This window comes from Pedobacter lithocola (assembly GCF_042650845.1).
GTDB classification, from domain to species: domain Bacteria; phylum Bacteroidota; class Bacteroidia; order Sphingobacteriales; family Sphingobacteriaceae; genus Pedobacter; species Pedobacter lithocola.
The window spans coordinates 388664-406999 of sequence record NZ_JBHSBW010000007.1; the positions used below are offsets into that span (position 1 = coordinate 388664).

The following is an 18336-nucleotide window of genomic DNA, read 5'->3' on the forward strand; positions in this document are numbered from 1 at the left end:
ATATGGCATCTGAATTAGACAAAATTGATTTTAAAATTTTAAGAATCTTACAAGAGAATGGCAGAATTACCAATCTTTTACTATCTCAGGAAATAGGTTTATCTCCAGCTCCAACTTTAGAACGCGTTCGTAAATTGGAAATGGCAGGATTTATTAAAAGTTACCATGCATTAGTTGATGAAGAAAAGTTAGGCTTAGGTATTAAAACCTTCATTCAAATTCAGCTCGATTTTCATAAAAACAATACCATTCAAATCTTTTTGGATGAGGTAAACCAAATTAAAGAAATCACCGAATGCCACCACGTTACCGGACAAGCAGATTTTCTATTGAAGGTTTATGTTAAGGATATTAAAGCTTACGAGCGGTTAATTATGGATAAAATTAGTAAAATATCTGTAGTTAAAACTTTTCAAACAATGATGATAATGTCTACCACTAAAAAGGAACCTATTGTGCCTTTGGAGTATTAGTATAATTTACAAACCTAAATTAAATGTTCGCAGGTGTCTAAGGTGGTAATAAGTTTACTTAATTGTCCAATCAATCGGTGTTAAATTATTTTGCACCAACAATTGATTTGCCTTTGAAAAATGCCTTGAACCAAAAAAGCCATTATAAGCAGAAAATGGAGATGGATGGGCAGCGGTTAAAACATAGTGCTTCTTATCATCAATTAATGCAGTTTTTTGTTGAGCGTATTTCCCCCACAATAGAAATATTAAATGCTCACGCTTTTGCGATAAAGCTTTAATAATTTCATCAGTAAATATTTCCCAGCCTCTATTTTGATGAGAACCAGCTTCTGAAGCACGAACGGTTAATGTGGCATTTAAAAGCAAGACACCTTGTTCTGCCCAATGCATTAAATTGCCATGCTGTGGTGTTTTAAAACCTTCTATATCCGTTTCAAGCTCCTTATAAATATTTTTTAATGAGGGCGGAACTGTTATTCCTTTTTGCACTGAAAATGAAAGTCCGTGGGCTTGGTTAATTCCATGATAAGGATCTTGACCAAGTATAACAACCTTGACTTTATCAAATGGAGTTGTATTTAAAGCATTAAAAATATCGCTGCCTTTCGGAAAAACCTGGTGCCCTTTTTGCTTTTCTTCGGTTAGAAAGGCTTTAAGGTTTTTCATGTAATCTTTATCAAATTCTTCTTCTAAAACGGCTAACCAACCAGGCTCTAATGCAGCAGACATATTATTTTAATATTAAAAAGTGAATTGTGTAATTCAATTAATGATTTACAAATACAACCAATTTAGTATATGAAAGTTTTAAGACTTCTTTTTAAATATTGCTAATAAATCGCCTTCAAGTGTGGTTTTAGGGTGTTCAACAATTCTACCCATTTCCCTACCTTTTTTATCATATACAATAAAAGTTGGCACTCTTTGAATATCTAAGCCATCTATAAGTCCATTCTCTGCTTTCTTATGGCCATCGACAGCAATAATGCTAACATTTTTTTCTTTAAAATGTAAAGCATCTAAAACTTTAAAAAAGTTAGGAACATTTACTTTACTATCACCACACCAGGTTCCAAACACAATCTTCACTTGTTCCTTCTTTATTAATTTTTTTAGCTCAATCATCGTAGCAGCATCTGGTATGTATGCAGCATATAATGGGTCGTACATTTCTTTAAACTCTGGGAAAGTAACAACGCCATCTCTTGTACAATTGTTAATTAGAATCTCTTTATTATGAGCAGCATCGTGAATTTTTTTATTCAGTTCTTGTGCAGAAACATTCATGGCTAGGATAATTAGGGTTATAGATAATAGATATTTCATATTGATGGTTTAGTTTTTACCTCGAAATTTTTAATGAAATTATCGTTTTAAAATCTAATTTCTGTTATTTAAAAGCGATATTTGCAAAAAAAAAAAATATTTAGAATAAAATTTATGCCAAATATTATAAGATTAATTGCTGGGTTTGCATTATTGGGTGGCGCTGTAGCTTTGTTTATTTTCGGTTTTTGGCCTTGGGGTATTGTAGCTATACTATTAGGGCTAATTGTATTGGTAACTTACTTTTTTAACGAAAATATGTTACTTGCACAGTGGTTTCTTAGAAAAGATAATATGCCTAAAGCCAAGATGTATTTAGATAGAATTACTGATTATCAAAAACAATTAATTAAAGTGCAACACGGTTATTATAATCTTCTGGTTGGTTTAATTGAAAGTAGAACAGCACCTTTAAAATCAGAGAAGTATTTTAAAACTGCATTAAGTTTAGGTATGCAAATGGAACATAATATTGCACTGGCTAAATTAAGTTTAGCAGGTATTGCAATGGCGAAACGTAATAAGCGTGAAGCAACAATGTATCTTGCCGAAGCTAAAAAAGCAGATAAAAATAAATTACTTGCCGACCAGATTAAACAAATGAAAGACCAGATGAGTATGATGGATAAGCAACAACAGGTTAGATACAGGTAATCTTTATCAAAAATCTTAAAGCCATTTCTTAATTGATTTGGCTTTTTTTTTGAAAATGAAATGTAGCATTTCATAGATGTGTTACACCGGCTGTACATTCTGTCTTTTGTGAAAAACAAAAGGATGCCATTGCCATCGGGTTTAAAATTTACGGTAATTCGCCCAGATGCATGGACATAATGCTTTGAGTTTATAGCAGGGACTCAAGTTTATAAACCTGATAGAGCGATTATACTTTTTGGTGAAGAAAATTAACCCAACCTGTACCAACGATAACAAAAAGATATTAGCGATAGCAGGATTAACCTTTACTCTTATTCGGAATGTGCTTTTCTAAATCTTCAAAACCAAATCAAATTTACAATTGTAGTGTATATAAAAATTACACTTATGGCAACATCACAAGAAGGAAGTACTAACAATACTCAGGAAGAAAATAATATTAAAGATTTAGGCGGAAAAGAAGCTGTAGAAAAACTACGTGATTTAGCTGGTAAAGCTGAAAGTTGCTTCTTTTGTACTAGTATTAAAACTGGTGTACCAATGTCGGTTAGGCCAATGGCTATTCAACAAGTTGATGATGAGGGTAACATTTGGTTTATGAGTATGAAAGACAGCAACAAAAACGAGGAAATTGCTTCAGATCCTTTCACTCATCTTTTGTTTCAGGCAGGAGCACACTCAGGTTTTGTTAATATTTATGGTATATCAGAAATTATTAGGGATCAGGCCAAAATTGATGAGCTTTGGAGTCCATTTATTAAAACCTGGTTTCAGGGTGGGAAAGATGATCCTAATATTACATTAATAAAGGTTATCCCATCTGAAGGTTATTATTGGGATACGAAGCATGGAACCGCTGTGGCTTTCTTAAAAATTGCAGCGTCTGTTATAACTGGAAAAACAATGGATGATTCCGTAGAAGGTACTTTAGATATTGACTAGGGTGATGAATGAGGCTGAGGCTGAGATTAAGGCTAAGGCTAAGGCTAAGGTTTGGAAATTAGTTTAATTAATATTAGGTTATAAATATGGGGCTATTGCCCTTATTTATCACCTAAATAATCAAATCCTTCCAGCTCTTCTCTATGATTTCTTTTACTCAAAATATCACCTTCTTCGGCTTCAGCTCTTTTAAAAAAGAAAGCTTCTGCTTGTATCCGTTTAATTAGTTGGTGAACTAACGATAAATCGAAAGCGTCTTTACTTAGTTTAATGCAGTATTCTCTTTCGGTAATTTCTAAACTTGAAGTATTCATACAGTAATGATTTTAATTGTCGATTGCTGTAAATATAGAAAAGGCTTGCTAAATAATTGTTAGCAAGCCTTTTAAGTTTATGTTATGTTTACGTTAATTATGAGTTGACATCTATAATTAACAATTATTTATGTGATAAAAACAATCCTTCTTCAGTTTTACTAACTTTCAGAATTCCTTTACCGGTTAAAGCTTTTAAGGTAACATCCCATTTTTTATTACTCCAGTCTGCTAGTTTTGCTTTAACATCAGCTAAAAGAAAATTTTCCCCTTCTTTTACCAATGCGAATAATTCAGCTTCTTCGGGTGTTAATTCAATTTTCTTCTTCTCTGGACGCATTTGCGGAAAGAATAAAACTTCTTGAATGGTACTTTGATTGGTCATAAGCATAACAATCCTATCAATACCAAAGCCTAAACCCGATGTTGGCGGCATTCCGTATTCTAAAGCACGAACAAAATCATCATCCATTGCCATCGCTTCTACATCTCCGCGGTCTGCCAGTTTCAGTTGGTCTTCAAAACGCTCTTTTTGGTCAATTGGGTCATTTAATTCTGAGTATGCATTTCCAATTTCCTTACCATTAACAAATATTTCAAACCGCTCAACCAATCCTTCTACCGAGCGGTGTTTCTTAGCAAGCGGAGTCATTTCAATCGGATAATCAGTTATAAAAGTTGGTTGAATTAAATTGGCTTCAACCTTCTCGCTAAATATTTCATCAACCAATTTACCACGACCCATTGTAGAATCAGTCTCAATGCCTAACTCTTTACAGGTTTGAATCAGTTCTTCTTCATTCATTGCCGAAACATCAATTCCGGTGTATTTTTGTATCGATTCGTACATGGTTAATTTCTCGTACGGACCTTGAAAATTTATCTGATTTGCTCCAACAGTAACCAACGGAGATCCGTTTGTTGCAATAGCTACTTTTTCTAAACATTCTTCAACCATAGCCATCATCCAGATATAATCTTTATAGGCTACATAAATTTCCATTGAAGTATATTCAGGGTTATGTGTACGGTCCATTCCTTCATTACGGAACATTTTGCCGAACTCATAAACGCCATCAAAACCAGCAACAATTAATCTTTTTAAGTACAATTCATTTGCAATTCGCAAATAAAGAGGCATATCTAAAGTATTATGGTGTGTTGCGAAAGGACGAGCAGCTGCACCACCATGAATTGGTTGTAAAATAGGTGTTTCAACTTCCATCCAACCCTGTTCATCAAAATAATTACGCATTGAGTTAATAACCTTGCTGCGTTTGATGAAAATCTGTTTGAAATCTGGATTCACTGTTAAATCAACGTAACGCATTCTGTAACGTAACTCCGGATTTGTAAATCCATCATAAACATTTCCTTCATCATCTCGCTTAACAATTGGTAATGGCTTTAACGATTTTGATAGAACTGTGAAACCTGTTACGTGAACAGAAATTTCACCTGTTTGTGTAGTAAAAACGTATCCTTTTACCCCGATGAAATCGCCAATATCTAAAAGCTTTTTAAAAACAGTATTGTATAGCGTTTTATCCTCATCAGGACAAAGTTCATCTCTTTTTAAATAAATTTGAATACGACCTGAAGAATCCTGAAGTTCTGCAAAAGATGCTGCACCCATGATATTCCTACTCATAATTCGACCAGCCAAGCTAACGGTTTTATAAGCAGATTTATCCTTTTCGTAGTTTGCTAAAATATCGGCAGCGCTTACATTAATTTCATAAGATTCTGCCGGATAAGGGTTAATGCCTAATTCTCGTAGTTGTTTTAGCGACTCACGTCGTAATATTTCTTGTTCTGATAATCCTATACTCATTTCAGGTATTTTTTGCAAAAGTATGCATTACAAGATGTTTAACAAAAGTTATTTGCCGTATTAAGGTAATAATTGCCCTTTTAGTTGGATTTTATCATTCGCTTTCATAAACAAGACCAATAAAAAATATGTAAGCACCAATTATTTGAAATGATAAAGGAAAATAACATTGCCGGTATAAGCGGTTTTTGTTTGTCCTTTAATATCTAAATTAGCCTCGATAACTACTTTGGTAATTCCTCTCAAATCAGATATTGCAATAAGTTTAGCCCTTAACTGAACTTCATCATTTACCAATACTGGCTTGTTAAACTTAAAAGACTCAATGCCATAATTTACCTCCATTTTTACGTTTTGAATGTCGGCAATTTGTTTCCAAAGATATGGAATGAGCGATAATGTTAAATAACCATGAGCGATAGTTCCACCAAAAGGACTGTTTTCTTTAGCCGCTACCGGGTCGGTGTGTATCCACTGAAAATCAAGTGTTGCCTCAGCAAATTTATTGATTTGCTCCTGATCTATTCTGTGCCAATTAGATGAACCTATTGCGCAACCCAAATATGATTTATACTCTTCGAAACTGTTAATTATAACCATAAAATTGCATTGATTCCCATTTCTGAGCTTTAATTAAAACATTAAATTATTTATACTGTGTTGTGAATGAATCGCTGTTAATTATATTGAGTGAATGTATGAACCTAAAATTTTATTAGAGTGTTTTATAGTTTATTAGTTTTCAGCTTCTACGCCTTCTTCATACATTTGATCAATTGCATCAGCATACTTCTTTTCAACAATTCTACGTTTAACCTTCATGGTCGGTGTAATTTCTCCTTCGTCAATATTGAAAGGGTTTCGTTTAATTTTAAAATTTTTAATTCGTTCAAACTTGGCCAATTCGTTAGAAATCTTTTTAATGTCCTGCTCCATCCATTCAATTATATCTTTATTCTGAATAAAAGGATCTTTTTCTTCGAAAAACGAAGGTTTTAATTTAAAAGTTTCTTCTAAAGTTTCTCTGTTTGGGATGATGATAGCTGTAATAAATTCGCGTTTATCGCCAATTAAAAACAACTGTTCAATCTTCGGACTTTTTAGATAAATGTTTTCTACCGGAGTTGGATAAACGTTTTTGCCATAGGCATTAACTATCATATTTTTTAAACGATCGGTTATTTGAAGATTGCCCTTATAAAATCGACCAATATCGCCTGTATGAAACCACATAGCCGAATCTATTGCTTCGGCAGTTTCTGCAGGCTTATTAAAATAACCTTTCATAACGCAATGACCTCTTACAATTACTTCGCCTTCAGCACATTCAAAATCTTCGTTAAAAGTGTCGTGTGTTTGTATGTTAATAATTTCCTTCGATTCAACTTCCTGGATACCAATTTCAATACCAGGTATAACGCGTCCAACTGTGCCGTAAACCTGTCTGTGGTATTCTGTAACTGCCATAACAGGTGAGGTTTCTGTTAAGCCAAAACCTTCCAAAATTTTAATGCCTAAATCGCCAAAAAATTCACCAACATTTTTTGGTAATGCTGCTCCGCCCGAAATCATAAATTTCAGTCGTCCGCCGGTTTTTTCTTTAATCTTACTGAACACCAGTTTCTCGGCAATAGCTTTTTTTGCAGTTAAAACTATTCCAGGGTTTTCGCCAGCCTCTTTAGATAAACGATATTTATTTCCAGTTTCTAAAGCCCAGGTAAATATTTTGGCTTTAGTGCCACCACCAACTGTACCAGATTTTATGGCTTTATCATGAATTCGTTCCAGCAATCGGGGTACGCAGCTCATAATTGTAGGTCGAACTTCGCCCATGTTTTTAGCCAAAAGCTCTAAACTTTGCGCAAAAGCTATTTTACAACCTTGTGCACAACATACATGATAGGTTGCCGTGCGCTCGAATACGTGTGAAAGTGGTAAAAAGGATAAAAAGGTTTCAGTTTTATCAATTACAGGAATTTGTTCTAAACAAACCTCAACATTTTTAACAAAGTTATAATGCGTAAGCATAACACCTTTTGGCGTTCCAGTAGTTCCTGAAGTATAAATTAAAGATGAAACATCGCTTGGCAATACAGCATTTCTGCATTGTTCAATTTCTGCTTTTTCAGCAGCGCTAATTTGGTGTTTAAGAGCAAGAATATCCGAGAATGCAATTACTTCTAGATTTACATCCTCAGGAATTGTAACCTTTTCAAAATCTTTAAAAGCAGGAATAATGTATTTAAGTTCTTTGCATCTTCCGGCTACTTTAAGCACTTTTCGATATAGAAAATTATTACCAATCAAAATGCCCTTAATCCCAGAATCGTTAATGATATATGCAACTTCTTGCTCTGATAGTGTAGGGAAAATAGAAACGTTTATAACTCCAATTTGCTGAATTCCTTGATCGTAATAAACATATTCTGGCGAATTTTCTATCATTAAACCTAAGCGGTCGCCTTTTTTTATTCCTTTCTCTAAAAAATATGCTGAAACCGCATCAGCTCTCTTTAAAGTATCTTCAAAAGATATTTCTGCCCATTCTGCACCCTGTTTATGAATTAAAAAGGTTTGTTGTGGCTCATGAATGGTTTTTACCACATTTCTTAATAATGTAGGTACAGTTGAAAACTCGTTAATTATTGGCATTGCTTACAATTTGGTTTGCTCGTTACAATTAGCAATAATAACGCTTTTTGATTAAAAAATGCAAATTGAAGTTTCTCTTGCAGGTTTTAAGAATTTAATCTCATTTTGATGGTAGCTTGATTCAAAAATCGGGTAAAAAAAAAGAAGATTCCCTTGGTGGAATCTTCTTATATATAATTTATTAAGTGACTAATTATACTGAAAAACTTTCGCCACAACCACAAGTACGGCTAGCATTGGGATTTATAAAGTTGAAACCTTTTCCATTTAATCCATCAGTAAAATCCAATTCAGTTCCTGCTAGGTAAAGGAAAGATTTCATATCTAATGCGATTTTAATTCCTCTATCTTCAAAAAACTGGTCACCAGTTTTAGATTCGTTATCAAAATCTAAATTATATGATAAACCAGAACAACCACCGCCTTTTACAGAAACGCGTAAAAAGTAATCAGAACCCATTTCAGAATCCTGCATCAAATGGTCGATTTTTTCTTTTGCTTTATCGGTTATAGTAATCATGTTTATTTACGATTTTAGATTTACGATTTTAGATTTACGATTAGCCTGCAAAATGCAAATATACAATCGTCAATCTAAATCTAAATTTTCCTAGTGATGTGATTTTTCTAAAACAATTGCTTCTAAACCATTTTTAACGCGATAATCGTTAATGGCCGATTTAATTGCATCCTCTGCTAACACAGAGCAGTGAATTTTTACTGGAGGTAATGCTAACTCTTCAACAATATCCATATTATCGATTGTTAAAGCTTCATCAATTGTTTTACCTTTTAACCATTCTGTAGCTAAAGATGAAGAAGCAATTGCAGAACCGCAACCAAATGTTTTAAATTTAGCATCTGTAATTACGTTATCTGCGCCAACTTCAATTTGTAAACGCATTACATCGCCACACTCAGGTGCACCAACTAAGCCAGTTCCTACAAATTTACTTTCTTTATTTAATGTACCTACGTTACGTGGGTTATTGTAATGGTCAATTACTTTTTCTGAATATGCCATGATATTTTGATTTTAGATTTACGGTTTCAGATTTTCATCTGCCGTAAATTATTAAATTTTATTATTGTTTGATTGAGATTTTCGAATCGTAATTCGTTAATCTACAATCGTAGTTTAAATTAGTGTTCTGCCCATTCAATTTTACTTAAATCGATGCCTTCTTTAAACATTTCCCAAAGCGGAGAAAGTTCTCTTAAATGAAGTACAGCTTTTTGAGTAATTGCGATCGCTTGGTCTATATCATCTTCAGTAGTAAATCTTCCTAAACCATAACGGATGGAAGAGTGTGCTAAATCATCAGATAAACCTAAGCTTTTTAATACGTAAGATGGTTCTAATGATGCTGAGGTACAAGCAGAGCCAGAGGAAACCGCTAAATCACTCATCGCCATCATTAAACCTTCACCCTCAACATATTTAAATGATATGTTTGCAACATGTGGTAAACGATATTGCGTATTTCCGTTAACATAGCTTTCTTCTAATTGGCTTAATGTAGATTCTAATCTATCACGCAAACCTGATAAACGAATAGACTCGCTTTCCATTTCTAGGCGACATAGTTCGCATGCTTTACCTAAACCAACAATACCAGGAACGTTTAAAGTACCAGAACGCATTCCACGCTCGTGGCCACCACCATCCATTTGAGAAGTTACTTTAACTCTTGGGTTTTTTCTACGAACATAAAGTGCACCAACACCTTTTGGTCCATACATTTTGTGCGCTGTAAAAGCCATTAAATCTATACCGTCTGCAATTACGTCTACAGGTATCTTTCCAACTGCTTGCGTTGCATCAGTCATAAACAAAGCACCAAATCTATGTGCAATTGCAGCAATTTCTCTAACAGGTTGAATTACACCAATTTCATTGTTGCCATACATAATAGAAACTAAAATGGTTTCAGGTGTCATTGCAGCTTCAAGTTCAAGTAAATCTATCAAACCATCATCTTTCACACCTAAATAGGTAACTCTTGCACCTTGTTTTTCTAAATGCTTACAAGTATCTAAAACAGCTTTATGCTCAGTAACCGCAGTAATAATGTGGTTACCTTTTTCTTTATACATTTCAAAAACACCTTTAATACCAAGGTTATCAGCCTCTGTAGCTCCTGATGTAAAAATAATTTCTTTTTCAGTACAGCCGATTAATTTGGCTACTTGTTCACGAGCATAATCTACTCCCTCTTCTGCTACCCAACCAAAAGCGTGATTACGGCTTGCAGCATTTCCAAATTTCTCGGTAAAGTATGGTAGCATAGCTTCTAAAACTCTTGGATCAAGAGGTGTAGTTGCGTTATTATCTAAATATATCGGCTGTTTCATTTCAGTTCTGTTATTTGTAACACAAAGATACGAAAAAACTTATTTAACAATTATAATTAATAGCTATGACGGTATAGGGAAAACATGCATTTTTACATTCACATAACCTTATAAACTATGAATAAGATAGAACATATTGGCATTGCAGTAAAAGATTTAAATGCATCGATAGATATTTATCAGAAATTGCTTAATACTGATTGCTATAAAACCGAACTTGTGGCATCAGAATTTGTAAATACGGCATTTTTTAAAACCGGCGATAATAAAATTGAACTTTTGCAAGCGACTTCACCTGATAGTGCTGTTGCAAAATTTATCGAGAAAAAGGGCGAGGGGATTCATCATGTTGCTTTTCTTGTTGATGATATTCTAGCGGAAATGGAACGTTTGCATCAGGAAGGTTTTGTTTTGTTAAATGAATCTCCGAAAAAAGGCGCTGATAATAAAATGGTTTGTTTCGTACATCCCAAAGATACAAATGGTGTTTTGATAGAAATATGTCAGGAAATAAAATGGATTTAAATGTATAGATGGAAGATGGAATAATGTAAGATGGATGATGTGTTTTGCAGTAATTTTAACTAATGATTTGAAAACGTTTGGTTCCGCATTTCATCGGTTTCTGTAGCCCTGCTAACCGCTTTACTCCGCAATCAGCTGAAAAGGCTGATGCTTCGTGTTCGCTATTATCAGGTTTATTTAACTTATTTTTGTGGTTCTTAGCCTAAATCAACTGGCTTAATTATATATAATCCTGTAATCCTAAAATCCAAAAAATCCTGGTAAGTGTCACTAATAAACATTATAGATAAAGATTTCGACGTAAATGAAAACCTTTCGAAAAACCAACTGAGAGAAGTTTTGGTAGATGCCTTTGCTTATATGATAGATAATGATTTTCCAAAGCTCATTCAAATTTTATACAAAGCCGACGTTGACCAATATAAACTTAAAGAACTTTTAGAAAACACAGAAGGTAGAAGCTCAGCAGAAGTTATTGCTGATGCCTATATCGCAAGACAACAAGCTAAAATTGAAACCTGGAAAAAGTACAGCAAATAAAGCCTAAATGCTAAAGCCGAAAATCAAAGCAATATTTTTAATTTTCAATCAATATCAATACAATGCCTTTATAATAAAAACTATTTTTTTCGTGTATTCTTTATTCTGTGTTTTTGTGGCAAATGACTAAATTCCAGAAGAAAAATTAGATGATTTAATAAATTTTGGTGCTGTTCTGTGTTTCGTAGCTTGTTCGTATGAATAAGCCATTGATAGTATTTTTGGCTCTTCAAAAGCTGTTGCCATTATGGATAAACCCACAGGTAATTCATAAATTTTGCCCATTGGTACAGTTATGTGTGGGAAACCAGCCATCGCCGCCGGAGAACAGAAATAAAATCCGTTGCTGTAATCTCCATTAAACAAATCTATGGCAGCTGGTATTCCATAACTCGTTCCTGCAATTGCATCGAGTTTAAATTTTGTCATCAAATCTGTAATTATTTTTCTTGATGACAGTACTTTTTCCAAAGCATCTCTATATTCTTTAGTATCAATTTTCGGTGCTTTATCACTACTCTCTAAAGTTTCTTGTTTAAAATAGGGCATAGCCTTTTCTTCATTAGCTTTATTAAATGCAATTACATCGGTCAAAGTTTTAACCTTAGCATTTGCTTTTGATAAATAAGCATTTACGCCATCTTTAAATTCGCATTGCAATACCATAAAACTTGCAGAGCCAATAACTCTCATTTCTTTTAGAAGCTCTATTTCTACAATTTCTGCCCCTAATTCTTTTAACTTTTCTATAGCGTTTTTGTATAGCGCAACAACATCTTCATGCCCTGTTAAAAATGATTTTTCTATACCAATCCTTTTACCATTAAAGGCGTCTGTTTTTAAAAAAGAAGTGTAATCTATTGCTGTTTTACCCTCACTTTTTTTAGTAACCTCATCTTCAATATCTACTCCCGATAGTGATGAAAGTAGGATTGCAACATCAGTTACATTTCTGCCCATTGGTCCGGCGGTATCTTGAGTTTTTGAAATTGGAATAATACCACTCCGGCTTAGCAACCCAACAGTGGGTTTTAGTCCAACAATGCCGTTGTACGATGATGGAGCAATAACAGATCCGTTGGTTTCTGTACCAATAGCAATTGCACATAAATTGGCCGATACAGCAGAACCAGAACCTGAGCTAGAACCACTCGGACTTCTATCTAAAATATAAGGATTTTTTGTTTGTCCGCCTCGGCTACTCCAACCGCTGCAAGATCGCGTAGAACGGAAATTCGCCCACTCACTTAAATTTGTTTTACCAAGAATTACAGCACCTGCATCACGAAGTTTTTTAACTATAAATGCATCTTCGCTAGCTACATTTCCAGCCAAAGCCAATGAGCCGGCAGTGGTTTGCATTTTATCTGCAGTATTTATATTGTCTTTAATTAAAACAGGTATTCCATGCATCATCCCTCTGGTTTTACCTGCTCTTCTTTCATCATCCATTTTAGATGCAATTTCTAGCGCATCTGGATTGATTTCTATCACTACATTTAATTTCGGTCCATTTTTATCAATCTTTTCAATCCTTTTCAAATACATTTTTGTAATTGATTTTGAACTTGCTTTACCACTTTGCATTAGTTTTTGCAATTCGGTTATGGTTACCTCGTTTAAATTAAAATCATCTTTAAACTCGGTAATTATATCATCAGCAGTAATAATTCCTGCCGATGCAGGTAAGCCGATTGTTGTTAATAAACCTACAGCAGAGCCGTTTTTTATAAAGTTTCTTCTATTCATGAGGGATGGTTAAACTGATTGATGCAATAAATATAGTTTTTAAAATCTTTAAATTTATAGCCTGAAAATTTGTGCTACAGTTTTTTTTGAACGCTTGGAAGATTGCTATCACAAACTTTATAGATTGCAAAACTTGTTGTAATATAAAATTCTAATTTACACTTGTATTTAAGAAATAAAATTAAGATATTTGCATCCTCTAAAATAGAGATAGAAAAGACTAACAGAAAGGTCATAAGCGTTGTTGCCAGCAAATTGCAAAAATGTTCTTGATGCTTTCAACACAAATAACTAAAATAATATTCAAATGAAAAAAGATTTGCACCCTACAAGCTACAGACCAGTTGTTTTCAAAGATATGTCTAACGAATATGCTTTCTTAACAAAATCTTGTGTAGATACTAAAGAAACAATCAAATGGGAAGATGGTAACGAGTATCCTCTTTATAAATTAGAGATTTCTCACATGTCGCACCCTTTTTATACTGGTAAAATGAAATTGGTTGATACAGCAGGACGTATTGATAAATTCAAAAACCGTTACGCTAAGAAATAATTTAGCGTTAATAAAGCATTTTTTAAGGTCCCTTTGCCAAAAGCATCGGGACTTTTTTTATTTTTGTTGCTTATGACAATCAATCTTTTTGATGATTCTAGTTGGGAATCATTACGACCTCTTACTTTTACAAGGCCAGTAGCCGATTTACGGATTGGCATTTTAACCATAGCAGAAAAATGGGCGAAAAACCTTAATGCTGATTTTGGTTTCAGTGCACAAGATTATCTTTCTATAAAATATCCCTCAATTTCAGCCAACCTTTACATTAACGGTTCTGTTTGTCCTGATGAAGGCTTGCTAAATGCAATCAATAGCTTGAATAGCGACGAGGTATTAAGAACTGAAAATTTAATTATTGCCTTTAATAGTGATAAATTTGATTTAACGCATGCAAATACTTTAAAACCAATTCAATACAATCATCAATTTATCAAAATCACTTACGCTGATGATATTTTTACGCACAATGGCGTAGAATTAAAAAAGGATTTTGAATTGTTAACTAAAGGAAGAACATCATCAAGTTTAAGTTCTACCAATACCTTTTTAGGAGATAATATTTTTGTTGAAGATGGCGCAACAGCAGAGTGTTCTGTTTTTAATAGCTTGCAAGGTCCAATTTATTTAGGTAAAAACAGCCAGGTTTGGGAGAGTAGTAATATTCGGGGTTCTTTTGCCTTATGTGAGAATTCTTCGGTAAAAATGGGTTCAAAGATTTATCCTAATACAACCATTGGTCCGCATAGTAGGGTTGGTGGTGAAATTAATAATGCCGTAATTTGGGGTTATTCATCAAAAGGACACGAAGGCTATTTGGGTAATTCCGTGATGGGGCAGTGGTGTAATATCGGGGCCGACAGTAATAATTCTAACTTAAAAAATAATTATGCTGATGTTAGGCTTTGGGATTATAAAGAAGAAACTTTCCGTAAAACTGGATTGCAATTTTGTGGGTTAATAATGGCAGACCATGCTAAATGTGGTATCAACACCATGTTTAATACCGGAACTGTTGCAGGTGTGAGTGCTAATATTTTTGGGGCTGGTTTTCCTCGAAATTTTATTCCTGATTTTGCATGGGGAGGTGCTCATGGGTTTGAAGTTTACAGTATTACCAAAATGTTTGAAACTGCTGAGAAAGTTTATGCCAGAAGAGATTTGCCATTTGATGAAATTGAAAAAGACATATTAAATAAAGTTTTTGAATTAACACACGAATTTAGAAGGTTTTAAAAACTAGTTGAAATGTTGTAGAATGTTATAATGTTGAACAAAGTTAAATTTTGAACTGTTAAAGAAAGTTGTAAAGTTGGGATATTGAAGTATTTAAACATTTCAATTTTCAAACCTTACAACCTTAAATAAAAAAAAATGAGAAAAAAAATTGTTGCAGGAAACTGGAAAATGAATTTAGATTATAACGAAGGTGTTTCGTTATTTAGTGAAATTGTTAACATGGTTAAAGATGAGCGTAAAGGCGATCAAATTGCCATTATTTGTGCTCCATTTATTCATTTAAATAGTTTGGCTAAACTTGGTGGCGCTGATGTTGCTATTGGCGCACAAAATATTCATGATAAAGAAAGTGGTGCATACACTGGTGAAATTTCTGCAAAGATGATTAAATCTGTAGGTGTGGAATATGTGATTCTTGGTCACTCAGAACGCAGACAATACCAGGCAGAAAGCGATGAGTTACTAGCTGCAAAAACAAAAATTGCTTTGTCTAATAACCTAAAGCCGATTTTTTGTATTGGTGAAACTTTAGATGAACGTAATAATGGCAGTTACTATGAAGTTCTAAAAAAACAATTGGTTAATGGTATTTTTAGCTTAACAGAAGAAGATTTTAAGAAAGTTATTATCGCGTACGAACCAGTTTGGGCCATTGGAACAGGCTTAACAGCATCACCAGAACAAGCACAAGATATACACGCCTTTATTCGTAGCGAAATTGAAGCAAATTACGGCTTTAATGTTGCTGATGATACCACAATTTTATATGGTGGAAGTTGTAATCCTGGAAATGCAGCAAGTTTATTTGCACAAAAAGACATTGATGGTGGTTTAATTGGTGGCGCATCATTAAAATCACGCGACTTTACCGATATCATTAAAGCTTTAAACAGCTAATGCAGTACATAAAAGCAATTTTTAAATTTGAAGGTATTGAAGACTATCAACAAGATTTGCTTATTAGCGACCTTGCCGATTTAGGCTTCGATACTTTTGAAGATAGTGAAAATGGTTTTACAGCTTTTGTAATTAAAGAAAATTTTGATGAGCAAAGTTTGATAAAGCTACTTGAAAATAATAAGGAGGATTTTAAAACAGATTATACCTTAAGTGATGTAGCTGACGAAAATTGGAATGCCGAATGGGAGAAAAATTTTAGTCCACTTATTATAGACGACATTTGTTACGTTCGGGCTACTTTTCACCAACCTCAACCTTCCTATCCTTACGAAATTATAATCGACCCGAAAATGGCATTCGGTACTGGTCACCATCAAACCACAACAATGGTGATGCAGTACATTTTAGCCGCTGATGTTAAAGGCAAATCTATTTTGGATATGGGTTGTGGCACTGGAATTTTAGCAATTCTGGCTGTAAAACTTGGTGCCAAAAGTTTAATGGCAATCGATTATGATGATATTTGCTATGAAAGTACAATAGAAAATTCAAACCTAAATCAGGTAGAAAATTTATCAGCCTTGTGCGGAAGCAAAGAAGTTATTCCTGATGAGCTTTACGATATTATACTAGCAAACATCAATAGAAACATTTTGCTTGATCAGATTGGTAGGTACTCAGAAGTTTTAAAGCCAGGTGGAAGGATATTTTTCAGTGGTTTTTATTTAGATCCTGATTTGGGAATGATTACGGCAGAATGTGCTAAGTTTGGTATTAAATACATCGATCATAAACAAAATGGAGATTGGGTTGCGGCCCAGTTTGAAAAAAAATGATAGAATGATTGATTGAGCGGATGATAGAATGCTGATGCATACATTCTCTAATTCAATCATTCAAAAATCAATAATTAAAAATATGCGCATACATTTTATAGCGATTGGTGGCAGTGCGATGCACAATCTTGCCATTGCACTTCATAAAAAAGGTTATCAAATCTCAGGTTCTGATGATGTGATATTTGAGCCGGCAAAATCTCGTTTAGATAAATATGGCTTATTGCCAACTGAAATGGGTTGGAATGAAGGTAGGATTTCTACTGATTTAGACGCTGTAATTTTAGGGATGCATGCCAGAATTGATAACCCTGAATTATTAAAAGCACAGGAACTGGGTGTAAAAATATATTCCTATCCTGAATATATATACGAGCAAAGCAAAGATAAATCAAGGGTTGTTATTGGTGGTAGCCATGGTAAAACCACAATTACCAGCATGATTCTACACGTGCTTAATTACTATAATCGTGATTTTGATTACCTGGTTGGTGCGCAAATTGCAGGTTTTGAAACTATGGTTAAGGTTACTAAAGAAGCACCAGTTATGATTATCGAAGGGGATGAATATTTAGCATCACCAATTGATAGAAGACCAAAATTTCATCTTTACAAAGCAAATGTTGCTGTAATAAGTGGAATTGCGTGGGACCATATAAATGTATTTCCAACATATGCAGATTATACCGCTCAGTTTGATAAATTTATCGACACGATTGAAGAAGGCGGAACCCTAATTTATTGCGAAGCTGATGAAGATTTAAATGATATTGTAGAAAAATCAACAGCTAAAATTAACAAAATCGGATATTCAATTCCTGAACATGTTATTAAAAACGGAATCACTTATTTGCAGCCTGAAGATACAGAATTAAAGATTTTTGGCGACCATAATTTAATGAACCTTAATGCTGCTAAATTGGTTTGTGCAGAATTAAAAATTAATGAAACCGACTTTAATAAAGCCATTTCATCTTTTACTGGTGCTGCAAAACGTTTAGAAGTAATTTCTGCAGATGCATCGACAAATGTTTACAAAGATTTTGCGCATTCGCCATCAAAATTAAAGGCAACGATTGATGCTGTTAAAGCTCAGTTTACAAATCGAAAGTTAGTAGCCTGCATAGAATTACACACTTTTAGTAGTTTGAACAAAGATTTTTTGAAGGAATATGCAGGCTCCATGGATAAAGCCGATGATGCGATTGTTTTTATCGACTTAAAATCATTTGAACAAAAGAGGATGGAACCATTCTCCGAATTAGATGTGCAGGAAGCTTTCTCAAACAAAAATTTAAAATTTTTTAATGACGCATCTCAATTAAAAGCTTATCTGCTTAGCTTAAATTATAAAAATGCAAATTTATTAATGATGAGTTCTGGTAATTATGCCGGTTTCGATTTGCCTGAATTAGCTGGAGCATTATCAAGATAA

General features: G+C 33.8%; 20 protein-coding genes. 10 read left to right on the forward strand and 10 right to left on the reverse strand.

The window, feature by feature from the left end; all coding sequences use genetic code 11:
* Nucleotides 1-2 precede the first annotated feature (2 nt).
* On the forward strand, nt 3-473 hold the full coding sequence (locus ACFOWA_RS03950; protein WP_187072447.1) for an Lrp/AsnC family transcriptional regulator: 471 nt from the start codon (nt 3-5) through the stop codon (nt 471-473).
* 54 nt (nt 474-527) lie between these two features.
* Here the strand turns inward: ACFOWA_RS03950 and ung are convergent, their stop codons facing one another.
* Together ung and ACFOWA_RS03960 are read right to left on the reverse strand one after the other, a co-directional pair.
* Nucleotides 528-1205, reverse strand: a complete 678-nt coding sequence (gene ung / locus ACFOWA_RS03955) for a uracil-DNA glycosylase (RefSeq protein ID WP_378982000.1) — start codon at nt 1203-1205, stop codon at nt 528-530.
* A gap of 78 nt (nt 1206-1283) precedes the next feature.
* On the reverse strand, nt 1284-1802 hold the full coding sequence (locus ACFOWA_RS03960; protein WP_378982002.1) for a thioredoxin family protein: 519 nt from the start codon (nt 1800-1802) through the stop codon (nt 1284-1286).
* A gap of 114 nt (nt 1803-1916) precedes the next feature.
* On the opposite strand from ACFOWA_RS03960, the gene ACFOWA_RS03965 reads away from it, so the two are divergent.
* Both ACFOWA_RS03965 and ACFOWA_RS03970 read left to right on the forward strand, forming a co-directional pair.
* On the forward strand, nt 1917-2456 hold the full coding sequence (locus tag ACFOWA_RS03965; protein WP_378982004.1) for a DUF2892 domain-containing protein: 540 nt from the start codon (nt 1917-1919) through the stop codon (nt 2454-2456).
* A 390-nt stretch (nt 2457-2846) separates the two neighbouring features.
* Entirely contained in the window at nt 2847-3401 is a 555-nt protein-coding gene (locus ACFOWA_RS03970; RefSeq protein ID WP_378982006.1) for a pyridoxamine 5'-phosphate oxidase family protein, read from the forward strand.
* Between the two features lie 101 nt (nt 3402-3502).
* On the opposite strand, the gene ACFOWA_RS03975 is transcribed toward ACFOWA_RS03970, so the two are convergent.
* The 7 genes from ACFOWA_RS03975 to ACFOWA_RS04005 all read right to left on the reverse strand — a co-directional run bounded on the left by ACFOWA_RS03975 (nt 3503) and on the right by ACFOWA_RS04005 (nt 10556).
* Nucleotides 3503-3715, reverse strand: a complete 213-nt coding sequence (locus tag ACFOWA_RS03975) for a hypothetical protein (RefSeq protein ID WP_378982008.1) — start codon at nt 3713-3715, stop codon at nt 3503-3505.
* Nucleotides 3716-3839: 124 nt separating this feature from the next.
* Entirely contained in the window at nt 3840-5549 is a 1710-nt protein-coding gene (gene lysS / locus ACFOWA_RS03980) for a lysine--tRNA ligase (protein ID WP_378982010.1), read from the reverse strand.
* Nucleotides 5550-5690: 141 nt separating this feature from the next.
* Nucleotides 5691-6149 (reverse strand): MaoC family dehydratase, encoded by a 459-nt coding sequence (locus ACFOWA_RS03985; protein WP_378982012.1) that lies wholly within the window; start codon nt 6147-6149, stop codon nt 5691-5693.
* A gap of 135 nt (nt 6150-6284) precedes the next feature.
* Nucleotides 6285-8201 carry an AMP-dependent synthetase/ligase gene (locus tag ACFOWA_RS03990; RefSeq protein ID WP_378982014.1) on the reverse strand — a complete coding sequence of 639 codons (1917 nt, stop codon included), beginning with the start codon at nt 8199-8201 and terminating at the stop codon, nt 6285-6287.
* A gap of 193 nt (nt 8202-8394) precedes the next feature.
* Nucleotides 8395-8721, reverse strand: a complete 327-nt coding sequence (locus ACFOWA_RS03995; RefSeq protein ID WP_123204005.1) for a HesB/IscA family protein — start codon at nt 8719-8721, stop codon at nt 8395-8397.
* A 90-nt stretch (nt 8722-8811) separates the two neighbouring features.
* Complete coding sequence (gene iscU, locus ACFOWA_RS04000; protein WP_123204004.1) at nt 8812-9225, reverse strand: Fe-S cluster assembly scaffold IscU; 414 nt, start codon at nt 9223-9225, stop codon at nt 8812-8814.
* A gap of 119 nt (nt 9226-9344) precedes the next feature.
* Nucleotides 9345-10556: an IscS subfamily cysteine desulfurase gene (locus ACFOWA_RS04005; RefSeq protein WP_378982016.1), complete on the reverse strand. Its 1212-nt coding sequence runs from the start codon at nt 10554-10556 to the stop codon at nt 9345-9347.
* A gap of 117 nt (nt 10557-10673) precedes the next feature.
* Between ACFOWA_RS04005 and mce the strand changes: the two genes are divergently transcribed.
* On the forward strand, nt 10674-11081 hold the full coding sequence (gene mce / locus ACFOWA_RS04010) for a methylmalonyl-CoA epimerase (protein WP_378982018.1): 408 nt from the start codon (nt 10674-10676) through the stop codon (nt 11079-11081).
* A 264-nt stretch (nt 11082-11345) separates the two neighbouring features.
* Nucleotides 11346-11621: a hypothetical protein gene (locus ACFOWA_RS04015; RefSeq protein ID WP_378982020.1), complete on the forward strand. Its 276-nt coding sequence runs from the start codon at nt 11346-11348 to the stop codon at nt 11619-11621.
* Between the two features lie 126 nt (nt 11622-11747).
* Here ACFOWA_RS04015 and ACFOWA_RS04020 read toward each other — a convergent pair whose 3' ends face one another.
* Nucleotides 11748-13370, reverse strand: coding sequence for an amidase (locus ACFOWA_RS04020; protein ID WP_378982022.1), 1623 nt, complete (start codon nt 13368-13370; stop codon nt 11748-11750).
* A 307-nt stretch (nt 13371-13677) separates the two neighbouring features.
* Here ACFOWA_RS04020 and ACFOWA_RS04025 point away from each other — a divergent pair, with 307 nt between their 5' ends.
* From ACFOWA_RS04025 to ACFOWA_RS04045, 5 genes are all read left to right on the forward strand, one after another.
* The gene (locus ACFOWA_RS04025; RefSeq protein WP_056872608.1) at nt 13678-13926 is read left to right on the forward strand and encodes a type B 50S ribosomal protein L31; all 249 of its coding nucleotides are present in this window, start codon (nt 13678-13680) and stop codon (nt 13924-13926) included.
* Between the two features lie 72 nt (nt 13927-13998).
* Nucleotides 13999-15162: a putative sugar nucleotidyl transferase gene (locus ACFOWA_RS04030; RefSeq protein WP_378982024.1), complete on the forward strand. Its 1164-nt coding sequence runs from the start codon at nt 13999-14001 to the stop codon at nt 15160-15162.
* A gap of 138 nt (nt 15163-15300) precedes the next feature.
* A complete protein-coding gene (gene tpiA, locus ACFOWA_RS04035; RefSeq protein WP_378982026.1) occupies nt 15301-16062 on the forward strand; it encodes a triose-phosphate isomerase in 762 nt (253 codons plus the stop codon).
* Nucleotides 16062-16901 carry a 50S ribosomal protein L11 methyltransferase gene (gene prmA, locus ACFOWA_RS04040; RefSeq protein WP_378982028.1) on the forward strand — a complete coding sequence of 280 codons (840 nt, stop codon included), beginning with the start codon at nt 16062-16064 and terminating at the stop codon, nt 16899-16901. The genes tpiA and prmA overlap by 1 nt, the downstream gene beginning before the upstream one ends.
* Nucleotides 16902-16983: 82 nt before the next feature.
* Nucleotides 16984-18336, forward strand: a complete 1353-nt coding sequence (locus tag ACFOWA_RS04045) for a UDP-N-acetylmuramate--L-alanine ligase (RefSeq protein ID WP_378982030.1) — start codon at nt 16984-16986, stop codon at nt 18334-18336.

Excerpts from the sequence above, each read along its gene's own strand:
- ACFOWA_RS03950 (WP_187072447.1), top strand. The coding sequence starts at position 3 with ATGGCATCTGAATTAGACAAAATTGATTTTAAAATTTTAAGAATCTTA.
- ung (WP_378982000.1), bottom strand. The coding sequence starts at position 1,205 with ATGTCTGCTGCATTAGAGCCTGGTTGGTTAGCCGTTTTAGAAGAAGAA.
- ACFOWA_RS03960 (WP_378982002.1), bottom strand. The coding sequence starts at position 1,802 with ATGAAATATCTATTATCTATAACCCTAATTATCCTAGCCATGAATGTT.
- ACFOWA_RS03965 (WP_378982004.1), top strand. The coding sequence starts at position 1,917 with ATGCCAAATATTATAAGATTAATTGCTGGGTTTGCATTATTGGGTGGC.
- ACFOWA_RS03970 (WP_378982006.1), top strand. The coding sequence starts at position 2,847 with ATGGCAACATCACAAGAAGGAAGTACTAACAATACTCAGGAAGAAAAT.
- ACFOWA_RS03975 (WP_378982008.1), bottom strand. The coding sequence starts at position 3,715 with ATGAATACTTCAAGTTTAGAAATTACCGAAAGAGAATACTGCATTAAA.
- lysS (WP_378982010.1), bottom strand. The coding sequence starts at position 5,549 with ATGAGTATAGGATTATCAGAACAAGAAATATTACGACGTGAGTCGCTA.
- ACFOWA_RS03985 (WP_378982012.1), bottom strand. The coding sequence starts at position 6,149 with ATGGTTATAATTAACAGTTTCGAAGAGTATAAATCATATTTGGGTTGC.
- ACFOWA_RS03990 (WP_378982014.1), bottom strand. The coding sequence starts at position 8,201 with ATGCCAATAATTAACGAGTTTTCAACTGTACCTACATTATTAAGAAAT.
- ACFOWA_RS03995 (WP_123204005.1), bottom strand. The coding sequence starts at position 8,721 with ATGATTACTATAACCGATAAAGCAAAAGAAAAAATCGACCATTTGATG.
- iscU (WP_123204004.1), bottom strand. The coding sequence starts at position 9,225 with ATGGCATATTCAGAAAAAGTAATTGACCATTACAATAACCCACGTAAC.
- ACFOWA_RS04005 (WP_378982016.1), bottom strand. The coding sequence starts at position 10,556 with ATGAAACAGCCGATATATTTAGATAATAACGCAACTACACCTCTTGAT.
- mce (WP_378982018.1), top strand. The coding sequence starts at position 10,674 with ATGAATAAGATAGAACATATTGGCATTGCAGTAAAAGATTTAAATGCA.
- ACFOWA_RS04020 (WP_378982022.1), bottom strand. The coding sequence starts at position 13,370 with ATGAATAGAAGAAACTTTATAAAAAACGGCTCTGCTGTAGGTTTATTA.
- ACFOWA_RS04025 (WP_056872608.1), top strand. The coding sequence starts at position 13,678 with ATGAAAAAAGATTTGCACCCTACAAGCTACAGACCAGTTGTTTTCAAA.
- ACFOWA_RS04030 (WP_378982024.1), top strand. The coding sequence starts at position 13,999 with ATGACAATCAATCTTTTTGATGATTCTAGTTGGGAATCATTACGACCT.
- tpiA (WP_378982026.1), top strand. The coding sequence starts at position 15,301 with ATGAGAAAAAAAATTGTTGCAGGAAACTGGAAAATGAATTTAGATTAT.
- prmA (WP_378982028.1), top strand. The coding sequence starts at position 16,062 with ATGCAGTACATAAAAGCAATTTTTAAATTTGAAGGTATTGAAGACTAT.
- ACFOWA_RS04045 (WP_378982030.1), top strand. The coding sequence starts at position 16,984 with ATGCGCATACATTTTATAGCGATTGGTGGCAGTGCGATGCACAATCTT.